The sequence below is a fragment of the Arthrobacter oryzae genome (assembly GCF_031454875.1).
GTDB lineage: Bacteria > Actinomycetota > Actinomycetes > Actinomycetales > Micrococcaceae > Arthrobacter > Arthrobacter oryzae_D.
In genome coordinates, this window is record NZ_JAVDRQ010000012.1 from 50,315 (window position 1) to 72,443 (window position 22,129).

Sequence of the window (22,129 nt, forward strand, 5' to 3'; positions counted from 1 at the left end):
ACCGGGTGGCGCCGGACGCCGTCCGACCCTAAGGTGGGAACCGTGACTGAGCCTATTCTTGACGCTGCCCCTGCCATCGACTTCGACCTCAAGAGCCTCCCCAAGGTATCCCTGCACGACCACCTGGACGGCGGCCTGCGCCCGGCCACCATCATCGAACTGGCGGAAGCCGTTGGACACACCCTGCCCTCCACCGATCCGGTGGCGCTGGGGGAATGGTTCCGCGAATCCGCCGACTCCGGCTCGCTGGTCCGCTACCTCGAGACCTTCGACCACACCATCGCCGTGATGCAGACCAAAGAGGGTCTCTTCCGGGTGGCCCAGGAATTCGTTGAGGACCTTGCCGACGACGGCGTGGTGTACGGCGAAGTGCGCTGGGCGCCGGAGCAGCACCTGCAGAAGGGGCTGACCCTGGACGAAGCGGTCGAAGCCATCCAGGCCGGGCTGGACGCCGGCGTGGACGCCGTCGCCGAAACCGGCCGGGAAATCCAGGTGGGCCAGCTCATCACGGCCATGCGCCATGCGGACCGCGGCCAGGAAATTGCCGAACTGGCAGTCCGCCACCGCAACAACGGCGCCGTGGGCTTCGACATTGCCGGAGCCGAGGACGGCTTCCTGCCGGCCCGCTTCCGCGATGCCTTCACATACCTGGCCCAGCACAATTTCCCGGCCACGGTCCACGCCGGCGAAGCCGCCGGACTGGAAAGCATCCAGTCCGCCCTTGTTGACGGCCGTGCCCTTCGTCTGGGCCACGGGGTGCGCATCGCCGAGGACATCACGGTTGAATTCGACGACGAAGACTCCGCCGTTGAAGGCAGCGACGCAGACGAAGCCGACGACAACATCGGCATGGTGACCCTTGGCGAGCTGGCCAGCTGGGTCCGGGACCGCGGCATCGCCCTGGAGATCTGCCCGTCCTCCAACCTGCAGACCGGCGCCATCGCAGGCTTCGGAGAGGGCATTGAAAGCCACCCGCTGGACATGCTGTACCAGATCGGCTTCAACGTCACCATCAACACGGACAACCGGCTGATGAGCGGCGTGACCCTCACCGACGAGTTCGAACTGCTCGTGGAGACCTTCGACTACGATCTTGACGACCTCCTGGAGCTGACGCTCAACGCTGCCGAGGCTGCCTTCCTGCCGCTGGAGGAAAAGGAAGCCCTCGTTGAGTACATCAACGACGCCTACGCCAACCTTGCCTAAAGACGGTTCGGGCCCGGTTGCCGCCGGGGTCCCTGGCCGGGCACTCGAGGTGGGGGAGCTGCTGGGGAAGATAGCCGCCCTCCGGGAGCACTGCCCCTGGATGGGTGCACTGACCCACGAGTCCCTGGTGGAGTACCTCCTTGAGGAGGCCTTTGAGGTGGCCGAAACAATCGAAACCGGCGCCGACGAGGCAGAACTCCGCGCTGAACTGGGCGATGTCCTGCTCCAGGTGGTGCTGCATGCCCGCCTGGCAGAGGAACGTGGAAGCTTCGGCTTCGACGACGTTGTCCAAGGGCTTGAGGAGAAGCTGGTCCGCAGGAATCCGCACGTGTTCCGGCCGGATGGCTCGCTGCAGGACAGCTTCCCGGCCAGCGTGGAGGAGATCGTCCGCAAGTGGGACTCGATCAAACGGGCCGAGAAGCCGGAACGCGGGGATCCTTTCGAAGGGATTCCGCAGGCGCTTCCGGCCCTCGCCCGGGCCCAAAAGTCACTGGACCGGGCCGAGCGGGCGGGCATCACGGCCGCCCCGCCGATCACAGCAGCAGGTGATCTTGTCGAGGGCATGGCCTCCGAGGATGAGCTCGGCGAGCTCCTCCTCGGGCTCGTCGCCGCCGCCCGAACCAGGGATTTCGACGCCGAACGCGCCCTCCGCGGGGCCATCCGCCGGTACCAGGACAGCCACCGCCTTATTCAGCCCGATACACCCCGGACGGGATCATGACGTCCGTGGGCTGGATAGGTTTCCGTAACGTGCACCACTCTCGACTACGCTAGTCCCTGACGAGGACGTCGAGTCTTTCCGCTACAGTTCCCCAGTAGATTGCCCATAAGGAGCATATTCATGGCGCTTATCGATGCCATCCACGCCCGCGAGATCCTCGATTCCCGTGGCAACCCGACCGTAGAAGTTGAAGTTCTGCTGTCCGACGGCCAGATCGGCCGCGCGGCAGTTCCCTCCGGTGCTTCCACCGGCGAGCACGAGGCCGTTGAACTCCGCGACGGAGACAAGGGACGCTACCTCGGCAAGGGTGTCCAGAAGGCCGTTGACGCCGTCATCGACCAGATCGCTCCGGCCCTGACCGGCTTCGATGCCACTGACCAGCGCAGCATCGACCAGGCCATGATCGACCTGGACGGCACCGCCAACAAGGGCAAGCTCGGCGCCAATGCCATCCTGGGTGTATCCCTGGCCGTGGCCAACGCCGCCGCAGCTTCCGCTGACCTGCCGCTGTACAAGTACCTCGGCGGCCCCAACGCGCACGTCCTCCCGGTACCGCTGATGAACATCCTCAACGGCGGCTCGCACGCCGACTCCGACGTGGACATCCAGGAGTTCATGATTGTCCCGATCGGCGCCGAGACCTTCTCCGAAGGCCTGCGCTGGGGCGTTGAGGTCTACCACAACCTCAAGTCGGTCCTGCAGGCCAAGGGCCTCTCCACCGGCCTCGGCGACGAGGGCGGCTTCGCTCCGAACCTGCCCTCCAACCGTGCGGCCCTGGACCTGATCCAGGAAGCCATCAAGAACGCCGGCTACACCCCGGGCAAGGACATCGCCCTGGCACTGGACGTCGCCTCTTCCGAGTTCTTCACGGACGGCGCCTACCAGTTCGAAGGCAAGGCACTTTCCGCCACCGAGATGAGCGCGTACTACGCCGAGCTCGTGGCCGACTACCCGCTGGTTTCCATCGAGGACCCGCTGGATGAAAACGACTGGGAAGGCTGGAAGACCCTCACCGACACCATCGGTGACAAGGTCCAGCTCGTTGGCGATGACCTCTTCGTCACCAACCCGTCCATCCTGCAGCGCGGCATCGACACCAAGACCGCCAACTCGCTGCTGGTGAAGGTCAACCAGATCGGCTCCCTGACGGAGACGCTGGACGCCGTGTCCCTGGCCCAGCGTGCCGGCTACACCACCATCACCTCGCACCGCTCCGGCGAAACCGAGGACACCACCATTGCTGACATCTCCGTTGCCACCAACGCGGGCCAGATCAAGACCGGTGCCCCGGCGCGCTCCGAGCGTGTTGCCAAGTACAACCAGCTGCTGCGCATCGAAGAGGAACTCGACGACGCCGCACGCTACGCCGGACGCAGCGCATTCCCGCGTTTCAAGGGCTAGCCTCCAAAAAAACAGCTGACCGGTGGCTATGGTTGAAAGACCATGGCCACCGGTTCTGTTTGTGCCAAGGACCGGTTTGCGGCCAGAGCTGAGCACAGCACGGACCATTCATTACAGGAGTGTCATGGCCACCCGCCGTCCCAAGGTTCCCCGGGCTACGCCCGCGGTGCGTCAGTCCAAGGACGCCGACGACGGCGCTGAAGTCATCCGCGCGGACTTCGGCGCGACGCGGCACCTGCCCGCAGCCGAGGCCAAGCCCGCCGCCGGGACCAAGCCGGCCGGTGCACCCGGCAAAAGCACCACTGCAAGCCGTTTGGGGGCCTCGGTCAAAGCCGGGGTTGCCGCCGGCAAGCAGGCCGCTGGCCGTCCGTCCGGCAGCCAGGCTCTCGGCCAGCCCACCCGGGCGTCCGGAAAAAACGCAGGGGACACCCAGGATCCCGTCCCCGCCAAGGCTTTTTCCGGCCGGATGCTTGCCTTGGCAGTGGTCATGATTGCCATCACCATCATGCTTGCCCCCACGGTCAAGATCTTCATCGACAAACGGGCCGAGATTGCCGCGCTGGAGGCGGATATCGCGGCACGGGAGGCCGAACGGGACAACCTTAAACTCCAGGTCTCCCGCTGGCAGGATCCCAACTACGTGAAACAGCAGGCCCGCGACCGCATTAACATGGTTATGCCGGGAGAAACCGGCTACTGGGTGTTTGGCAGCGATCTGCCGGCCGGGACCGCCAGTGGCCAGTCCGGCGCAGGATCAGCAGAGGACCCGGCCAACCTGCCATGGGTGGACTCGCTTTGGGAGTCCATCAGGCGTTCGGCAACAGACTAGAGGCGGTGCCCTCCGCCGGCTGTCCCACGGGGCAGCCTCCTAAGGGCAGGAAGGCGGCCGCGCCAGTGGACCAGCATGCAGTGGGCGACAATGCCCTGGACGGGAAACCCGTGACGGAAGACGCCGCAAACGCGCCGGCTCCCAGCCACCCGTCTGCCCGGGACCTGGACGTCCTGAGCCGCCAGTTGGGGCGTCCGGTCCGCGACGTCGTTGAGATCCCGGCCCGCTGCGTCTGCGGAAACCCCCTGGTCGCGGCGACGTCACCGCGGCTCAGCAACGGAACGCCGTTCCCCACCACGTTCTACTTGACCCATCCGGTGGTCACGTCCGCTGTTTCCCGCCTCGAGGCCGCCGGCCTGATGAACCGGATGAACGAGCGCCTTGCCGAAGACTCCCGCCTCGCTGCGGACTATCGTTCGGCACACGAGGCGTACCTCGTTTCCCGGGCAGAGATAGGCGAGCGGTCAGGCATAGGCGCCGTCCCCGAAATTGACGGCGTATCCGCCGGTGGGATGCCAACCCGCGTGAAGTGCCTCCACGTCCTGGTGGGCCATTCCCTCGCAGCCGGCCCCGGAGTCAACCCGCTGGGCGATGAGGCCATTGCCGCCATCAGTGAATGGTGGACAGCGGACCGCTGCTATTGCGACGGCGCCTGGGACACCGGGGGAGAGGCGCCTTCAAAGGACCTCAGCCGCCACGGGCCGCAGGGGCTCCCCGACATCGTGGGCCGTCCTGCGCCGGTGCGCAAGACGCAGCGGCACGCAGAAGAGCACGCCGAAGATAATACCGAAGAATCCACGGAGGCCGCCCAGTGACCCGAGTTGCCGCCATCGACTGCGGAACGAACTCCATCCGGCTCCTGATCGCGGACGTGAACGGGAACGGGAGCGGTGCCCAGCTCACCGACGTCGTGCGTGAAATGCGCGTGGTCCGGCTGGGCCAGGGCGTGGACGCAACCGGCGAACTGGCGCAGGAGGCACTCGAACGGACCTTTGCCGCAACATCCGATTACGCCGGGCTCATCCGTGAGCACGGGGCCGGAAAGGTCCGCTTCGTTGCCACGTCCGCGACCCGCGACGCCCGTAACCGGAAGGTGTTCGTGGACGGCATCCGCGAGATCCTCGGCGTGGAACCTGAAGTTATTACGGGCGACGAAGAGGCGGCGCTCTCCTTCGCCGGTGCCAGCAGTGTCCTCCCGTCCCGGGGTTCCGACCCTGTGCTCGTGGTGGACCTTGGCGGCGGAAGCACCGAATTTGTCCTCGGCGACGCCAGCGGCGTCATCGCCGCCAAATCTGTGGATGTCGGCTGTGTCCGGATGACGGAACGGCACCTTCGCAGCGACCCGCCGTCGCCGGAGCAGATCGCTGCGGCGGAGGCCGACGTCGACGCCGCCATCAGCGAGGCCGGACGGACCGTTCCGCTGGACCGCACCGCCGTCGTGGTGGGTGTGGCGGGGTCTGTCACCACCATTACGGCCCACGCGCTCCGGCTGCCGGAATACTCGCCGGCCGCCATTCACGGTACGGAGCTTCCCCTCGGCACTTTTGGCGAAGCCTGCACCGACCTCCTGGAGATGTCCAAGGCCCATCGTGCCGGACTGCCGTATATGCACCCCGGCCGGGTGGACGTCATCGGTGCCGGCGGACTGGTCTGGCGCCGGATTTTGGAACGCCTGGCCGACGTAACGGACGGCAGGATCACTTCGGCGGTGGCCAGCGAGCACGATATTCTCGACGGAATTGCCCTGAGCATCAGCTAATGACTTCGCCTGTAGAGCCGATTGGACCCGAATGACCAGAGCAACAACCCGCTGGGGCCGGACGGCTTCCGCCGTGACTGCGATGGCCCTTGCCGCAGGCAGCTTGGCGACGTCGCTGATCGCTGCGCCGGAAGCCCGGGCCGATTCGTGGCGGGACAAGCAATACTGGCTGTCCGAATCAGGCATCACCAAGGCGTGGGAGGTCTCCAAGGGCGCCAACGTCAAGGTCGCGGTCATCGACAGCGGCGTGGATGCCAAGCACCCGGACCTGAAAGGCGTGGTTGTGGGCGGCAGTGATGCCTCCGGGGCCGGCAGCGCCGACGGGCAGAAGAGCATCGGGTCGAAACCTGAACACGGCACGCTGGTGGCCACAATGCTGGCCGGCCGCGGCCACCAGCCGCCGAAGTCCACAGCCAGTCCCACCCCCGGCGCCGCACCGGCTCCCGGCCCGGACGGCATAGTGGGCGTCGCCCCCGAAGCGCAGATCCTCTCGGTTTCCACGTGGCTGGGCTCCGCGAATCCAGGCGGAAAGACCGATCAGGAACAGATTCCTGCCGCTGTCCGCTGGGCCGTGGACAATGGCGCACGCGTGATCAACATTTCCCTGGGCAGCACATCGCCTGAATGGCCGCAGAGCTGGGACGCAGCGTTTCTCTACGCTGAACAAAAGGACGTTGTGATCGTGGCCGCGGCGGGCAACCGCGTGGGCGGCAACGTGCAGGTGGGCGCCCCGGCAACGATTCCGGGTGTCCTGACTGTCGCCGGGCTGGACCGCAAGGGCAATGCCAGTGTGGACGCCTCATCCCAGGGCATCAGCATCGGCGTGGCCGCGCCGGCGGAAAACCTGATCGGCGGGATGCCCGGCGACGGTTATGCAGAATGGGCCGGCACCTCCGGGTCCACGCCCATAGTGTCCGGCGTGGCGGCCTTGATCCGCTCCAAGTGGCCGGAGATGACAGCCAGCCAGGTCATCAACCGGATTATTACCACGGCCAAGGACGCCGGCGCGCCGGGCAAGGACCCCATCTACGGATTTGGCGTGCTCAACGCCGAGGGGGCGCTGAAGGACGACGTGCCCGAAGCAAAAGTGAATCCGCTCGGCACCGTGGCCGACTGGATCAGGGTCCACCGCCGCGGCGAGGCCGCTGCGAGCACGCCCGCCGCAGCGCCGGGCGACAGTCCCACGAGTGCGCCGCCCACACTGCCCGCCGCCACGATACCTGTGGCGGAGGCCCCGTCCCGGCTGGACAGTGCAGTGCCCGCGATGGTGGTGATCGGCTTCGGACTGCTGTTCGTGGGCATCGTCGCGGGTGCCGCCTTCCAGCTCCGAAGGGCATCCCGGAACCCGCGCGGCCTGAGTGACGAGGCCGAATCCGGAGTGCTGGACACGGTGGACTCCAGCGGACGTAACGGGTCCGAGACAAGTTAGTGAAGATTTTCACAAACTACTGTATTCTTAAATCATGGCAACAACCCCACAGCTCCAGGACCGTCCCAGGGTACTCGTCGTCGGCGGCGGGTACGTCGGCCTGTACGTAGCCCTCAAACTGCAGAACAAGATCGCGAATGCCGGTGGCATCGTCACCGTCGTTGATCCGCTGCCCTACATGACTTACCAGCCCTTCCTGCCGGAAGTGGCCGGCGGAAACATCGAGGCGCGCCACGCTGTCGTCTCCCACCGCCAGCACCTGAAGCAGACGGAACTCATCCAGGGCCGGGTCACCTCGATCGACCACGCTAACCGGACAGCCGTGGTTGCCCCGGCCGACGGCGGTCCGAACTTTGAGGTGCCGTACTTCGACGTCGTCATGGCCGCAGGCGCCATTACCCGCACCTTCCCCATCAAGGGCCTGGCGGACAAGGGCATCGGCCTCAAGACCATCGAGGAAGCCGTTGCCCTTCGCAACAAGGTCCTCGAGCGGATCGAAGCCGGTTCCACGATTACCGATCCCGCAGCACGCGCCCGTGCCCTCACCTTCGTGGTGGTCGGCGGCGGCTTTGCCGGCATCGAATGCATCACCGAGATGGAAGACCTGGCCCGCGCGGCGGTCAAGAACAACCCCCGCGTCAAGCAGGAGGAAGTCCGCTTCGTCCTCGTTGAAGCCATGGGCCGCATCATGCCCGAGGTCACGGCCAAGCAGGCCGACTGGGTTGTGGAGCACCTGCGCAGCCGCGGCATCGAGGTGCTGCTGAACACCTCGCTGGACAACGCTGAGGGCTCGCTGAAGCTCATCAACCTTCCGGACAAGACCCCGGCCCAGGAATTCGAAGCGGACACCCTCGTCTGGACTGCCGGCGTGCAGGCCAACCCGATGGTCCGCTCCACCGACTTCCCGCTCGAGCCGCGCGGACGCGTCCGTGTCCTTCCGGACCTGCGCGTCGCAGGTGACGAAGGCATCATCGAGAATGCCTGGGCTGCCGGCGACGTCGCGGCCGTTCCGGACCTCACGGGCAGCGGACTGCCGGACGGTACCTGCGTACCGAACGCCCAGCACGCCCTTCGCCAGGCCAAGCGCCTCGCGAAGAACCTGTGGGCCTCCCGCTGGGACAAGGAGCTCAAGGACTACAAGCACAAGAATCTGGGCGCCGTTGCCGGCTTCGGCGAATGGAAGGGCGTTGCCAACATCAACCTCCTGGGCCGCATCGGCCTCAAGGGCCCACTGGCCTGGCTGGCCCACCGTGGCTACCACGGCCTGGCCATGCCCACCGTTGAGCGCAAGATCCGGGTAATCTTCGGCTGGATCCTCGCCTTCATCATGGGCCGCGACACTACCCAGCTGATCGACCTGGACAACCCGCGTGGCGCGTTCGTCGCAGCAGCCACTCCGGCGCCCAAGCCGGCTGCAGTACCGGCCGCTGAAAAGCCGGCAGAGTCCGGCAGCGCCGGAATCACCAGCCCGCAGAAGCAGACCGTGTCGGCTGACACCAAGTAGCAGGCCAGGCCTATTAAACAACAGCGGCGGCCGTTCCCCCGGGGGAACGGCCGCCGCTGTTGTTTAATGGGCCAATGACTGGTGAAAAGGACATCCGCACCCTCTTGGCATCAATCCGCCCCGTCCTTCGGGAAGGCGAGTACGTCTACGCGCTCTGGCCCTACGGCAGGCCCCTTGTTGCCGGCATCGAAGCCGCCGTCCGCGAAGCGGAAGGCCTCACGGTGGTGCTGCCGCGTGCCGAAGCGGACAAGCTGGAGCTTCCCTACGATTTTGTTGCCGCGTGGATCACGCTCGAGGTCCATTCGTCGCTCGAAGCCATCGGTCTCACGGCGGCAGTGAGTGCGGCGCTCACGGACGCCCGCATCAGCTGCAACGTCCTCGCCGGATTCCACCACGACCACCTCCTGGTTCCGGTGGCGGACGCAGACCGCGCCCTGGAAATACTCCACGAACTCGCGGCCGAAAGCTCGGACCAGCCCGCGCCCGAACTGGTCCTGCGCAGCGAGCGGCCGGAGGACAGGCCGGCCATCCTGGAGCTGACCGCGGCGGCTTTCTCGGTATCGCCGGCAACCGGGCTTCCCGTCGACGGTGAGCCCGTTGAAGTCGGATTGCTGAAGGAGCTCTTCGATTGCGAGGAGTACCTGCCCCAGTTCAGTATCGTTGCCGAACAGGACGGGGAAGTGGTGGGCCATGTCATCAGCACCCGGGGCTGGGTGGGCGACCTGGAGCTGCTGGGGCTTGGCCCCATCGGGGTGGTGCCGCGGCTGCAGCGCCACGGCATCGGCACCGCACTCATGCAGGAAACCGTGACACGGGCCAATGCTGCGGGGGAGAGGGGGATTGCCTTGCTGGGCGGTCCGGACTACTACTCCCGGTTCGGGTTCGTTCCCTCGGTCTCGCTGGGCATCGAACCACCTGAGGCCGGGTGGGGCGATCACTTCCAGCTGCTCCCGCTGGCTGTGTGGCCAGGAGGCGTCCACGGAAGGTTTCGGTATGCCGGGCCCTTCGAACGGCTCTGACGGGATACCATTGACCGGGCGCCCCAGTAGCCCAATTGGCAGAGGCAGCGGACTTAAAATCCGCGTGTTGTGGGTTCGAGTCCCACCTGGGGTACTTTCCGCTTTCGACGCGACGTCCTTCCGCGCGTCCTTTTCCGGCCTGGTCAAGGCGCTCCTTCCCGCCGCCATGCCGTGTTCTCCCCGCCTCCGGACCGTGGTTTCCCATATGCAACGACTGTTATAAGGATGTGACCATAGTCACTTATGTTCGCGGGAAAATTGCACTAGCTTGAATTTAAATCAGGAACACCTGGTAATTCGCATCAAAGGCCGTTCGCACCTTTCGATCGAGGAGACTCTCAATGATTTCACTCCCCCAGGCGGCGCCCCGAGTCGCTAAGCTCACAGCGCTTAGCATCGGCGTCGCCCTTCTGGCTACGGCCTGTGGCGGCTCGTCCACCCCGAGTCAGACAGGCACCACTACCCCGGCAGCCTCTGGCATTGCCTGCCCCGCACCCAGCGCCACAGCCGGCAGCACCACCGCACCGGGCGCGGGCGGCTCGGTGCCCGCCTCGACCACAACAACCGAAACACCGCTCAAGATTGGTTCGCTCCTGCCGACAACGGGGTCGCTGGCGTTCCTCGGCCCGCCCGAAATTGCAGGTGTCAACCTTGGCATCAAGGAAGTCAATGACGCGGGCGGCGTACTAGGCAAGCCCGTTGAGGTGATCCACCGCGACTCCGGCGATACCAAGACGGACATCGCCACGCAGTCCACCACGGCCCTGCTGGGCAGCGGCGTCAGCGCGATCGTTGGCGCTGCTTCATCGGGTGTTTCCAAGACCGTCATTAACCAGATCACCGGTGCCGGCGTCATCCAGTTCTCGCCGGCAAACACGTCGCCGGACTTCACCACCTGGGATGACAAGGGCCTCTACTGGCGTACGGCTCCTTCGGACGTCCTCCAGGGCAAGGTCCTCGGCAACTACATGGCCACGTGTGGTGCGCAGACTGTGGGCATGATCGTCCTGAACGATGCCTACGGCACCGGTCTGGCCAAGAACGTCAAGGAAGCTTTTGAAGCCGCCGGCGGCAAGGTTGTTGCCGAGGAACTCTTCAATGAAGGCGACTCGCAGTTCAGCAGCCAGGTGGACAAGGTCCTCGCGGCCAAGCCCGATGCCATTGCGCTGATCACCTTCGACCAGGCCAAGAGCATCGTTCCCCTGATGACCGGCAAGGGTGTCAAGGCGACCCAGATGTTCATGGTGGACGGCAACACGTCGGACTACAGCAAGGACTTCCAGGCCGGCACGCTGAAGGGCGCCCAGGGAACCATTCCGGGCACGTTCGCCAAGGATGACTTCAAGAAGAAGCTGCTGGCCATTGACCCGGCCCTGAAGGACTACAGCTACGCAGGCGAGTCCTACGACGCCGTCAACCTGATCGCACTTGCAGCCGAGGCAGCCAAGAGCACCAAGGGCACCGACATCGCCAAGCAGCTCAAGGCGGTCTCCGAAGCCGGTGAGAAGTGCAACGACTACGCATCCTGCGTCACGCTGCTCCGCAACGGCAAGGACATTGACTACGACGGCCAGTCCGGTCCGGTGACCTTCTCCGACGCCGGTGACCCGACGGAAGCCTACATCGGCATCTACGAGTACCAGGACGACAACACCTACAAGCCGTCCAAGGAAGAATTCGGCAAGCTGTAGCCGCTTCCCTTAGATAGCACGAAAGCCCCCGTCCAGCCGGACGGGGGCTTTCTGTTGCCCGGGGTGACACGCGACGTAAGGGCCCCGTGGCTGCCGTGTGCACCTCGCCGGGGGTGCGGCGCACACGGCATGCAGAAGGGCCGCCACCTGGCGGTGACGGCCCTTCCAGGCCTGCTATGCGGGCCTGCTGTGTGGACGGTGCCTAGACTTCGTCAGCCAGGGTGCCGAGGTACAGCTGGATGACCTTGGGGTCCTTCATGAGCTCCCGGCCGGTGCCCGTGTACGCGTCCTTGCCCTGGTCCAAAACGTAGGCCCGGTCGCAGATCTGCAGGCAGCGGCGGGCGTTCTGCTCCACCATGATCACTGAAACGCCCGCCCGGTTGATCTCGTGGACCCGCAGGAACGTCTCGTCCTGTTTGACGGGGGAGAGGCCGGCGGACGGCTCATCGAGCAGCAGTACGGCGGGTTCCATCATCAGGGCACGTCCCATGGCCACCATTTGGCGTTCACCGCCGGACAGGGAGCCGGCCCGCTGGGCGCGGCGCTTGCCGAGCTCAGGGAACAGGCTGGAGACGAAGTCGAACCGTTCGGCGAAGTCCTTGGGCCGCTGGAACATGCCCATCTGCATGTTCTCCTCGATGGTCAGGGTGGCGAACACGTTGTTGTTCTGCGGGACGAAACCTACCCCCTTGGACACCAGCTTGTTGGCCTTGAGGCCGGTGATGTCCTGGCCCCGGACTACGACGGAGCCCGAGTGCACCTTCACCAGGCCGAACATCGCCTTCAGCAGCGTGGACTTGCCGGCGCCGTTGGGACCAATGATGCCGATCAGTTCGCCCTTGCGGGCTTCAATGCTGCAGCCATTGAGGATGTTGACGCCGGGGATGTAGCCCGCCACCAGGTCGGTGACCTTGACGACCGCTTGTTCCGCTGCGGCCGGTGTGGCGGACGCTGCCGGGCTGGTGGCACTCATTCGGTCTCCTTCTTCCTGGGTTCGGTCGCGTCCTGCTCTGCGGCGACGACGTCGACGGCGATGATGCCGGCGTCTTCGGTACCGACGATGGACTCCTCGTCGGCTACCAGTTCGGCCGCCAGCTCCTTGATGCCTTCAGCGTCGCCCAGGTCGACATCGTGGTGAGCGCCCAGGTAGGCGTCAATGACCGCGGGGTTCTTCATCACTTCGACCGGCGGGCCCTCGGCAACGATCTTGCCTTCGGCCATGACCACCACCCAGTCGGCAATGTGGCGCACCATGTTCATGTCGTGCTCCACGAAAAGCACCGTCATGCCTTCCGCCTTGAGGTTCTTGATGTGGTCCAGGAGGGACTGGGTCAGCGCCGGGTTTACGCCTGCCATGGGCTCGTCGAGCATGACCAGCTTGGGCCGGACCATCAGCGAACGTGCCATTTCGAGGAGCTTGCGCTGGCCTCCGGACAGCGACGCCGCGTAGTCGTCCTTCTTCACGTCCAGCTTGAACTTCTCCAGCAGGATATTGGCCTGGGCGGTGATCTCCTTTTCCCGGCCGCCCCACAGGCCCTTGAACAGGGCCTTGGAGAGACGCTCACCGGGCTGTTCCGCGCCGCCCAGCCGCATGTTTTCCATCACGGTGAGCTTGCCCATGACCTTGGTCAGCTGGAACGTGCGGACCATCCCCATCCGGGCCACCTTGTAGGGGGAGACGCCGGCGAGGCTGTTGCCTTCGAACTGCCACTTGCCCGAGTTCGGCGTATCGAATCCGGTGAGGAGGTTGAACAGCGTGGTTTTGCCTGCGCCGTTCGGTCCGATCAGCGCGGTGATCTTATGGCGGGGAATCTCGAGGTACTCGACGTCGACGGCGTTGATGCCGCCGAAGCTGCGGGTCACGTTTTCGGCGACGACGATGGGGTCCCGCTTCTTGCAGCCCGGAGCCGTTTCTCCGGCAGCGATCGGCCGGGAGTCCGTCATGTAGTCGATCTTTTCGGTATTGCCTTGTGTTGGCACATTGAGTTGTTCGCTCATGCGAATGCCAGCTCCTTCTTATTGCCGAAGACGCCCTGGGGCCTGAAGATCATCAGCAGCATCAGGGCCACACCCACGAGGATGTAGCGCAGCTGGCCGGCCTGGACGGTGTTCAGCCAGGTCACGGCGCCGGATTCGATCAGGCCGTAGAGGATGCCTTGGGTGAGTGAGAGCACCACCCAGAAAATCATGGCACCAACCACCGGGCCCAGCACGGTCCCGAGACCGCCCAGCAGCAGGCAGGTGTAAAGGAAGAACGTCAGCTCGGTACCGTAGTTGGCCGGTTGGACAGCGCCGCGGGGAAGCGTGAAGATCATGCCGGCCAGGGCGCCGAGGACGCCGCCGATGACCAGCGCCTGCATCTTGTAGGCGTACACGTTCTTGCCGAGCGAGCGGACAGCGTTCTCGTCCTCGCGGATGCCCTTCAGGACGCGTCCCCACGGGCTCCGCATCAGGAGCCACACAAGCGTGCAGCAGACGATCACAAGTCCCCAGCCGACTGCGCGGATGAAGAAGTCCCTGTTGTTCATGCCGAAGTAGGAGCCCTCGGGGAACGGGTTCATGGCATAGAATCCGCCTTCGAAGGCGGCAAGGCCGTTGGCGGAACCCGTCACGGAGGTCAGCTGGTTGGTGGTGACGATGTAGCGGACGATTTCCGCCGCGGCGATGGTGACGATGGCCAAGTAGTCAGCCCGCAGCCGCAGGGTTGGGATACCCAGCAGCAGCGCGAAAATCGCCGAACAGATGACGGCGATGAGCAGGCCGAGGAAGAATGGCACGCCGAAGGTCAGCGTGGAGATGGCGAAGCCGTAGGCGCCCACCGCCATAAAGCCGGCCTGGCCGAAGTTCAGCAGGCCGGAGTAGCCGAAGTGAACGGCGAGGCCGAGTGCGGCAAGCGCGTACGCCGCCGTCGTCGGGCTGAACAGTTCACCGGCAGCGCTGGAAAAAATAAATCCGAAGTCCATGGCTGTCTCCTAACCCACGCGCTCGCGACGGCCAAGGATGCCCTGCGGCCGGAACAAGAGGACAACAATCATGATGAACAGTGCTCCCACATACTTGAGGTCGGCGGCGAGGCCGAACACGGTGGTCAGCTCCACGAAGATGCCGACGATGACGGAACCGATGAGCGCCCCGAATACTGTGCCAAGGCCGCCAAGGGTCACGCCGGCGAAGATGAGCAGCAGGATCTGCGAACCCATGTCGAACGTAACGCCCGGCCGGTAGTAGGCCCACAGGATGCCGCCCAGGGATGCCAGCATTCCGCCGGCGACCCAGACAATCCGGATCACGTTGTCAACGTCAATGCCGGAGGCTGCCGCGAGGGCAGGATTGTCGGCGACAGCGCGGGTTGCCTTGCCCAGCCTGGTCTTCAGCAGGACGATGCCGATGATGGCGATCACGACGGCACTGATGATGAGCGACCACAGGTTGTTGGGCGAGATGGACACGGGCCCGATCTGGATCTCGGTGCTTTGTGCGTACGGCAGCTGCTGAGTGGATCCGCCGAAGTAGAACTGGATGACGTAGCGGACTGCCAGGGCGAGGCCGATGCTGACGATCATCATCGGCACCAGGCCGGTCCCGCGGCGGCGCAGCGGCTTCCACAGGCCGGCGTCCTGGACATAACCAAACAGGCCGCCGCCCACCAGGGCCAGGATGATCGCCAACCAGAACGGAAGGCTCATGGCATTGAAGGCGAACACCAGGACTGCGCCGAAGGTGACCATTTCACCATGGGCAAAGTTGGTGAGCCCTGTGGTTCCGAAGATCAGCGACAGCCCCACCGAGGCCAGCGCCAGCAGCAGGCCGAAGCTGAGGCCGGCGACGAGCCGGTTGAGCAGGTTCTGGCCGAAGTCCTGTTGCTGGACCACGATGCCTTTGCCGAAGGCAAAGATCACGGAGAGATTGGACGTCTGGCTGAAGGTGACGGTACGTGGATTTTCCTGGCCGTCGGCGAGCTTGATGCCTTCGGGAAGGGTGGATTCGTCCAGCTCCACTTCATAGGTCCCCTGGACCGGAACTCCGATGGTCCAGGAGCCGTTGGCGCCTGATTTTGCGGTCCCGGTAAAATCGCCGCTTTTGGCGGTGATCGTAACGTCAGCGATAGGTGCGCGGGCATCGTCCCGCAGGAAGCCGCTGATGCTGTTCTGGAACTGCTGGTTCGACGGGGATGGTGTCGGCGAGGGGGTGGTGGCCTGCGATGCCGGGGCAACGACGAGCAGAATTGCGACTACGGCGGCAAATATAGCCCCCACAGCTTTGAGCAATCCGCCGCGCCGTCTGTGCGACAGGCCTCTCGGTGTGCTTCTCAAAATGAAAACCTCCACATGGGGGTGGTCTGGGTTGCGCCTTTACAACCACTGCGAACGGAACAGGGAACCGATCGTGGCGCCAAATATGCGGTAGACAAACCGGATATCTTGTGATGTTGGTCACCCTGCTTGGGCTTATGTTACAGCCAGCGGACACCAAAGAAGTCGCGTGTAGGTACGCCTAAGATCGCGATCGGATAACAACCGTGAAGCCGGGGCTACTGCTTCGTTCAGTTCAGCTTAAGAAAACTTTTGTTGAGTCTGCGTGTCCCTAAACAGTCGCCAGGCCTCTTGCGGGTGAGGCTGGCCTGCCGGAACCGTCTTTGGGGGCGATGGGCCATGTCACGGTTGAGTTTCGGGTGGCCCGGCAGGGGAACTATCCCTGCCGCCCGCACGTGGAAATTGGTACCTTGAACTATAAGGATCATTACCCACCCCCTTTTATTTGGAGGACACCCGCAATGGCACTTGGCGGAAACCCGATCTTCAACGGAAAGAACTTCCGTGGAGCCACCCAGGCACCGCCTGTTCCGCAGGCTCAGTACGGCCAGAACCCCTACGGTCAGCAGTACGGCCAGGCTCCGGGCCGCGCGCCCGGCCAGGTCATGGACGCGCAGGGCGCCTGGATGGCCCAGCAGCAGAACATGACCCATGATCAGCTGCAGCAGATGTACAACCAGCCGGCAGCCGGCCCGGCCGAAACCGGGCGGATGACCTTTGACGACGTCATCATCAAGACAGCCGCCTGCCTCGGCGTCCTGGTGGCCGGTGCGGCCGTGACGCTCTTCGTGAGCATGCCGCTGGCTTCGCTGCTGATGATCGTTGGCGCCCTGGGCGGCTTCGTCCTGGCCCTCGTCAACACATTCAAAAAGCAGCCCTCGCCCGCGCTGATCCTGGCGTACGCCGGGCTGGAAGGCCTCTTCCTCGGCGGACTCACCCGCGTCCTCGACACCATGTACCCGGGCGTCGGGCTGCAGGCTGTCGTCGGCACGCTGTCCGTCTTCGCCGTGACCCTGCTGCTGTTCAAGAGCGGCAAGGTTCGCGCCACGCCCAAGGCCATGAAGTTCTTCCTGATCGCCATGGTCGGGTATGCCCTGTTCTCCGTGGTGAACCTGGTCATGATGATGACGGGTCTGACGACTGAACCGTTCGGCCTGCGCAGCGGAATTATCGGCGTTGTCATCGGCATCCTGGCGATCGGCCTGGCCGCGTTCTCGCTGGTCATGGACTTCACCAGCATCGAAGAAGGCGTCCGCAACGGAGCCCCGGAACGCTTCTCCTGGACCGCGGCCTTCGGCCTCACCGTGACCCTCGTCTGGCTGTACGTCGAGATCATCCGCCTGCTGGCGATCCTCCGCGGCGACGACTAGGACCTGGCCGGCAAACGCCGTCGTACTTGCCGTCGTACTTTCAGCTGGAAAGGAAGGCCCCGCCAAACGGCGGGGCCTTCCCCATTGGAGGGGAGCGTATTCCGGGTTCGTTTCCGGACTTAGCTGAGCCGCTCGAAAACGATTGCCATTCCCTGGCCGCCGCCCACGCAGAGCGTGGCGAGCCCGAGCGTTGCGTCGCGCTCCCGGAGGCCGTTCAGCAGCGTGGTGGTCATGCGGGCTCCGGTCATGCCGAACGGGTGCCCCAAGGCTATGGCCCCGCCGTGGACGTTGAGCTTGGCATGGTCGATGCCGAGTTCACGGGCGCTGGCCACTACCTGCACGGCGAATGCCTCATTGAGTTCCACGAGGTCGATGTCCCGGATTCCCAGCCGTGCCCGCTTCAGCGCCACGCGGGTTGCTTCGACGGGGCCCATGCCCATGAGTTCGGGGGAGAGGGCGCTGACGCCCGTGGACACGATCCGTGCCAGCGGTTCCAGTCCCAGTTCGCGGGCGCGGTTATCACTCATCACCACAACGGCGGCGGCCCCGTCGTTCAGCGGACACGCGTTGCCGGCAGTCACCGTCCCCTTGCTGCGGAACACAGGCTGGAGCGCTGCAACTGCCTCGAGGGTGACGCCGGCGCGCGGGGAGTCATCCCGCTCCACGACGGTGCCGTCCCGGCGGGTATACGGGGTGATGTCGCGGGCAAAGAATCCCGAGGCTATGGCCGCCTCCGCCCGGTTCTGGCTCAGGACCGCCCAGGCATCCTGCTCTGCCCGGCTGATCCCGTACGTGGTTGCCACGTTTTCGGCGGTCTGCCCCATCGCGATGTAGATGTCCGGCATCCGGCCGCCCAGCCGAGGGTCGGTCCAGGGCGTGTTGGAGGCAGCTCGCGCCTCCGTGCGCCGCCGGGCTGCTTCAAAAAGCGGATTGTGGGTGCCGGCGTCGGTTTCGCCCGCACCGGCCCAGTTGGGGTACCGGGACACGGCCTCGACGCCGGCAGCCACGAACGCGTCCCCTTCGCCCGCCCTGATGGCATGGAAGGCCATGCGGATGGTCTGCAGGCTGGAGGCGCAGAACCGATTGATGGTGGCGCCCGGAACACCGTCCAGCCCGGCCAGGATGGTGACCACCCTGGCCATATTGGAGCCCGCTTCACCGCTCGGCTCAGCACAACCCAGGTAGACGTCGTCCAAGCCCCTGCCGTCCCCGCCATGCGGGTCGAAAGACGGGATTTTGTCCAGGGCGGCCGTGACCATCGCCGCGGCAAGGTCGTCCGGCCGTTCGTCCTTCAGGGACCCCTTGAAGGCGCGCCCGATGGGGCTTCTGACGGCGGAAACAATGACAGCTTCTGACATGCGCCCAGCCTACGCCCGAGCTACACGAGCCGCATCGCCCCGGCCGCCGGGGTCACGGTGAAGATGTCCGGCTTCCGGTACCCGGCGCGGGAGAAGGCCTGTTCGACGGCGGTGCGCACCTGGCGTTCCGCGGCCACGGGCGTGAGGGCGATAGCGGCCCCTCCAAATCCGCCGCCCGTCATGCGCGCGCCGATCGCTCCGCTGGTGCGGGAAATTTCCACGGCAAGGTCCAGTTCGGGGCACGAAATCTCGAAGTCGTCCCGCATGGAACGGTGGCTGGCATCGAGCAGGGGCCCGATGGCGCCCGGTCCGGAAGTCCCCAGCAGCTCCACGGTCTGCAGGACGCGGTCGTTTTCGGTGACGACGTGGCGGACCCGGCGGAACGTGACTTCGTCCAGGAGGCCGCCGGCTTCGTCGAGGTCCTCAACGCCAACGTCGCGGAGCGCCTTGACGCCCAGCACTTCGGCCCCGAGCTCGCACGAGGCGCGGCGGGAGGCGTAGCCGCCATCGGCATGTGAATGGGAGACCTTCGTGTCGATCACCAGCAGGACCAGCCCTGCCGGTTCGGTTTCGAAGGGGACAAGGCGGACGCTCTGGTCCCTGCAGTCGAGGAAGACGGCCTGGTCCTTGGCGCCGCGCAGCGAGGCGGACTGGTCCATGATGCCGGTGGGGGCTCCTACGAAGTCGTTCTCGGCGCGCTGGGTGGCCAGCACCATTTCCTCGTCCTTCAGCCCGGCGCCCGTCAGTTCATTCAGGGCGGAGATGACGGCGCACTCGATGGCGTGGGACGAGGAGAGCCCGGCACCGAGGGGAACGTTGGAGTCCAGCAGCAGGTCAAGCCCGGGCACCGCAATGCCGCGCTCCTGCAGCGCCCACATGACGCCGAGGGGGTACTTGGTCCAGCCCTTGGCCCGTGAGCCGTCCAGCGTCGCGGTGTCCGCCGTCGTTACGCCCTGGTCGCCGTACGTGGAAAGCAGCCGGACGGTGGAATCGGGACGGACCCGGACGGCCACCCGCGCTGTCCTGTCGATGGCGAAGGGGAGGACGAAGCCGTCGTTGTAGTCAGTGTGCTCGCCGATCAGGTTCACGCGGCCCGGCGCCTGCCAGATACCTTCCGGGGCGGAACCGAAGGCGTCCTGGAACCGTGCTGCCAGGTCGCTGCTGCTCAGGTCGCCGTTGCTGAGTGGGGCGGTCATGCGTGTGCGCCTTCCGGGATTGGGTTGTGTGCTGCTGCTGCGGGAACGGTGACGGTGCGCAGCCGCTCCGCGACCAGTTCGGGGGTGGTGTCGTTGATGAAGGCACCCATGGCCGCTTCCGAGCCGGCCAGGTATTTGAGTTTATCCTCCGCCCGGCGGGGCGAGGTCAGCTGCAGGTGGAGGTAGCCTGCCGGCCGCAGCAGCTCATCGAGGGGGGCCTGGTGCCAGGCGGAGATGTAGGGAGTGGGCGTGGGGTAGAGGGCATCAAGCCGCTTGAGCAGATCCAGGTAAACGTGTGCCAGTTCGTCTTTCTCTTCTCCGCTGAGCGCGGCCAGGTCCGGAACCTGGCGGTGCGGAACCAGGTGCACTTCCAGTGGCCAGCGGGCCGCGAACGGGACGTAGGCGCTGAAGTTCTCGCCTTCAAGGACCATCCGGCTTCCGTCCTCGCGTTCTGACCGCAGCAGCGAGCCGGTCAGCGTCTGGCGGCCGTCGCCGTCGTCGTAGAATTTCCGCGCGGCGGCTCCCATCACTGCGGCGCGGGGCGTGACGTACGGGTAGGCGTAAATCTGTCCGTGCGGGTGGTGAAGGGTCACGCCGATGTCTGCGCCGCGGTTCTCGAACGGAAACACCTGCTGGATGCCCGGCAGCGCGTTGAGGGCGCCCGTGCGGTGAGCCCAGGCCTCGACGACGGTACGTGCCCGCGTTTCGCTCAGCTCGCTGAAGGAGCCGGTGTGTTCGGGAGTGAAGGACACCACTTCGCAGCGGCCGAAGGCCGCGCCGGAGGTCCCCCATCCGGCGCTGCCCGGAACCGGTCCGAGCGCAGGTCCCAGGGAGGGAAAGCGGTTCTCAAAGACGACGACGTCGTAGTCCGGCGCCGGAATCTCAGAGGGGTTGGCCGGTGTGGTGGGGCAGATGGGGCACTGATCGGCCGGGGGCAGGTGTGTGCGGCTCTGGCGGTGCGCGGCCACGGCCACCCACTCGCCGGTGAGGGCATCAAACCTGACTTCGCCCGGTTCGCTCCTGGCCGGCAGCTCGCGGAGGTCCGGGATAATCTCCGGCCTGCGGGTGCTCTTTCCGGGCGTGGCGTCATCGAAATAAAGCAGCTCCCGGCCATCGGCGAGGTTGGTGCTGGTGATGTGTGTCATGCGTCTTGTCCTTTGCGAGCGGCTGCCATCGGAGTCCCCCACCTCTCGGGCGGAACGGCTGGCACTTTCAATTCTCCCATAAAACGATCAGAAAGAAATAGTTTCGAACAAAAGTTAACATGACGAGGGTGGTGCAGTTGCGTCGGGACGAGGCGGCAGGGATGAGCGGGTACGGTTGTGCCCATGACTTTGAACAGCCCTGAATCCGGCCGCAGTGACGCAGGCGCACCGCGGCGCTATGCCTCCGGCGGGCAGTACGAGCTCCGTCGCGGCGATGCCCTTGCCGTGGTCACGGAACTCGCCGCCGGCTTGCGGCTCTACGACCGCGGCGGCGTCCAGCTCACGGAAACCTATGGGGACGCGGACATCCCGCCGGGAGCCACCGGCATCACACTGGCACCCTGGGCCAACCGGGTGGAAGACGGCGTCTGGTACCTGGACGGCAAGAAGCAGCAGCTGGACATCACCGAAGTGTCCCGGAACAACGCCAGCCACGGCCTGCTGCGCAACGCCTCGTACGGTCTCGTGGACGAATCCGAGTTCTCGGTAACGCTGGAGGCCCCGATCTTTCCCCAGCACGGGTACCCCTTCCTGGTCCGGCACCGCGTGCAGTACGAGCTTGCCGGGGACCTGGGCCTGGTGGTCCGCCAGACGCTCCTCAACGATTCCCAGGCATCCGCACCCTTTGTTCTCGGGTCCCATCCCTATCTCAGGATCGGCGATGTGCCTGCTGAAGATCTGGTCCTTACGGTGGGTGCCGGGAGCCGCCTCGTGGCGGACCAGCGCCTCATACCCCGCAGTGCGGAACCGGTCAGCGGCGATGTGGACCTGCGCGGCGGCCGAACGGTTGCGGAACTCAATATCGACGTCGCCTATACGGACCTGGTGTTCGACGGCGGCGTAGCGCGCCAGACGCTGCGGGCGTCCGACGGCCGCAGCGTGAGCCTCTGGCAGGACGAATCCTGCGGCTACGTGCATGTCTTCGTCACGGATAAGTTCCCGGGCAGGCCAAAAGCGGTGGCCATCGAACCCATGACAGGACCCGCAAATGCGTTCAACAGCGGCGACGGTCTGCGCTGGCTGGCAGCGGGCGAGCAGTTCACCATGACCTGGGGCATCAGCGCCGCGCTGTAGCCGTACATCGGGTTGCGCTGGCAACAGCCCGTCGCGGGGGCCGGCCGGCGGCTG

General features: G+C 65.4%; 19 protein-coding genes and 1 tRNA gene. 13 read left to right on the forward strand and 7 right to left on the reverse strand.

Going from position 1 to position 22,129, the window contains the following annotated elements; genetic code table 11:
• The first annotated feature begins 42 nt into the window (after positions 1-42).
• From J2805_RS19515 to J2805_RS19565, 11 genes are all read left to right on the forward strand, one after another.
• Positions 43-1,206, forward strand: coding sequence for an adenosine deaminase (locus tag J2805_RS19515; RefSeq protein ID WP_309979213.1), 1,164 nt, complete (start codon positions 43-45; stop codon positions 1,204-1,206).
• Between the two features lie 100 nt (positions 1,207-1,306).
• On the forward strand, positions 1,307-1,927 hold the full coding sequence (locus tag J2805_RS19520; protein ID WP_309979385.1) for a MazG nucleotide pyrophosphohydrolase domain-containing protein: 621 nt from the start codon (positions 1,307-1,309) through the stop codon (positions 1,925-1,927).
• Positions 1,928-2,047: 120 nt separating this feature from the next.
• A complete protein-coding gene (gene eno / locus J2805_RS19525; RefSeq protein ID WP_309979215.1) occupies positions 2,048-3,328 on the forward strand; it encodes a phosphopyruvate hydratase in 1,281 nt (426 codons plus the stop codon).
• Between the two features lie 124 nt (positions 3,329-3,452).
• Positions 3,453-4,157 (forward strand): FtsB family cell division protein, encoded by a 705-nt coding sequence (locus tag J2805_RS19530; protein ID WP_309979217.1) that lies wholly within the window; start codon positions 3,453-3,455, stop codon positions 4,155-4,157.
• A 110-nt stretch (positions 4,158-4,267) separates the two neighbouring features.
• A complete protein-coding gene (locus J2805_RS19535) occupies positions 4,268-4,972 on the forward strand; it encodes a DUF501 domain-containing protein (RefSeq protein WP_309979387.1) in 705 nt (234 codons plus the stop codon).
• On the forward strand, positions 4,969-5,916 hold the full coding sequence (locus tag J2805_RS19540) for a Ppx/GppA phosphatase family protein (RefSeq protein ID WP_309979218.1): 948 nt from the start codon (positions 4,969-4,971) through the stop codon (positions 5,914-5,916). Before J2805_RS19535 ends, J2805_RS19540 begins: the two co-directional genes overlap by 4 nt.
• Positions 5,917-5,947: 31 nt before the next feature.
• Positions 5,948-7,345, forward strand: a complete 1,398-nt coding sequence (locus J2805_RS19545) for a S8 family serine peptidase (protein ID WP_309979219.1) — start codon at positions 5,948-5,950, stop codon at positions 7,343-7,345.
• 34 nt (positions 7,346-7,379) lie between these two features.
• On the forward strand, positions 7,380-8,849 hold the full coding sequence (locus tag J2805_RS19550) for an NAD(P)/FAD-dependent oxidoreductase (protein WP_309979220.1): 1,470 nt from the start codon (positions 7,380-7,382) through the stop codon (positions 8,847-8,849).
• A 74-nt stretch (positions 8,850-8,923) separates the two neighbouring features.
• Positions 8,924-9,868, forward strand: coding sequence for an N-acetyltransferase (locus J2805_RS19555; RefSeq protein WP_309979222.1), 945 nt, complete (start codon positions 8,924-8,926; stop codon positions 9,866-9,868).
• A 20-nt stretch (positions 9,869-9,888) separates the two neighbouring features.
• A tRNA-Leu gene (locus J2805_RS19560) sits at positions 9,889-9,962 on the forward strand.
• Positions 9,963-10,209: 247 nt separating this feature from the next.
• A complete protein-coding gene (locus tag J2805_RS19565) occupies positions 10,210-11,559 on the forward strand; it encodes an ABC transporter substrate-binding protein (protein WP_309979224.1) in 1,350 nt (449 codons plus the stop codon).
• A 202-nt stretch (positions 11,560-11,761) separates the two neighbouring features.
• Here the strand turns inward: J2805_RS19565 and J2805_RS19570 are convergent, their stop codons facing one another.
• The 4 genes from J2805_RS19570 to J2805_RS19585 are packed head-to-tail and all read right to left on the reverse strand — an operon-like array spanning position 11,762 to position 15,815.
• The gene (locus J2805_RS19570; RefSeq protein ID WP_309979226.1) at positions 11,762-12,532 is read right to left on the reverse strand and encodes an ABC transporter ATP-binding protein; all 771 of its coding nucleotides are present in this window, start codon (positions 12,530-12,532) and stop codon (positions 11,762-11,764) included.
• On the reverse strand, positions 12,529-13,557 hold the full coding sequence (locus tag J2805_RS19575; protein ID WP_309979228.1) for an ABC transporter ATP-binding protein: 1,029 nt from the start codon (positions 13,555-13,557) through the stop codon (positions 12,529-12,531). Before J2805_RS19575 ends, J2805_RS19570 begins: the two co-directional genes overlap by 4 nt.
• Positions 13,554-14,522: a branched-chain amino acid ABC transporter permease gene (locus tag J2805_RS19580; RefSeq protein WP_309979230.1), complete on the reverse strand. Its 969-nt coding sequence runs from the start codon at positions 14,520-14,522 to the stop codon at positions 13,554-13,556. Before J2805_RS19580 ends, J2805_RS19575 begins: the two co-directional genes overlap by 4 nt.
• Positions 14,523-14,531: 9 nt before the next feature.
• Positions 14,532-15,815 (reverse strand): branched-chain amino acid ABC transporter permease, encoded by a 1,284-nt coding sequence (locus J2805_RS19585; protein WP_309979232.1) that lies wholly within the window; start codon positions 15,813-15,815, stop codon positions 14,532-14,534.
• Positions 15,816-16,333: 518 nt separating this feature from the next.
• Here J2805_RS19585 and J2805_RS19590 point away from each other — a divergent pair.
• Positions 16,334-17,242, forward strand: coding sequence for a Bax inhibitor-1/YccA family protein (locus tag J2805_RS19590; protein WP_309979234.1), 909 nt, complete (start codon positions 16,334-16,336; stop codon positions 17,240-17,242).
• Positions 17,243-17,361: 119 nt separating this feature from the next.
• Here the strand turns inward: J2805_RS19590 and J2805_RS19595 are convergent, their stop codons facing one another.
• The 3 genes from J2805_RS19595 to galT are packed head-to-tail and all read right to left on the reverse strand — an operon-like array spanning position 17,362 to position 20,941.
• Positions 17,362-18,600: an acetyl-CoA C-acetyltransferase gene (locus tag J2805_RS19595; RefSeq protein WP_309979236.1), complete on the reverse strand. Its 1,239-nt coding sequence runs from the start codon at positions 18,598-18,600 to the stop codon at positions 17,362-17,364.
• Positions 18,601-18,620: 20 nt separating this feature from the next.
• Positions 18,621-19,796 carry a galactokinase gene (gene galK, locus J2805_RS19600; RefSeq protein WP_309979238.1) on the reverse strand — a complete coding sequence of 392 codons (1,176 nt, stop codon included), beginning with the start codon at positions 19,794-19,796 and terminating at the stop codon, positions 18,621-18,623.
• Entirely contained in the window at positions 19,793-20,941 is a 1,149-nt protein-coding gene (gene galT, locus J2805_RS19605; protein WP_309979239.1) for a galactose-1-phosphate uridylyltransferase, read from the reverse strand. The genes galK and galT overlap by 4 nt, the downstream gene beginning before the upstream one ends.
• A gap of 183 nt (positions 20,942-21,124) precedes the next feature.
• Between galT and J2805_RS19610 the strand changes: the two genes are divergently transcribed.
• Positions 21,125-22,075 carry an aldose 1-epimerase family protein gene (locus tag J2805_RS19610; RefSeq protein ID WP_309979241.1) on the forward strand — a complete coding sequence of 317 codons (951 nt, stop codon included), beginning with the start codon at positions 21,125-21,127 and terminating at the stop codon, positions 22,073-22,075.
• Positions 22,076-22,129 lie beyond the last annotated feature (54 nt).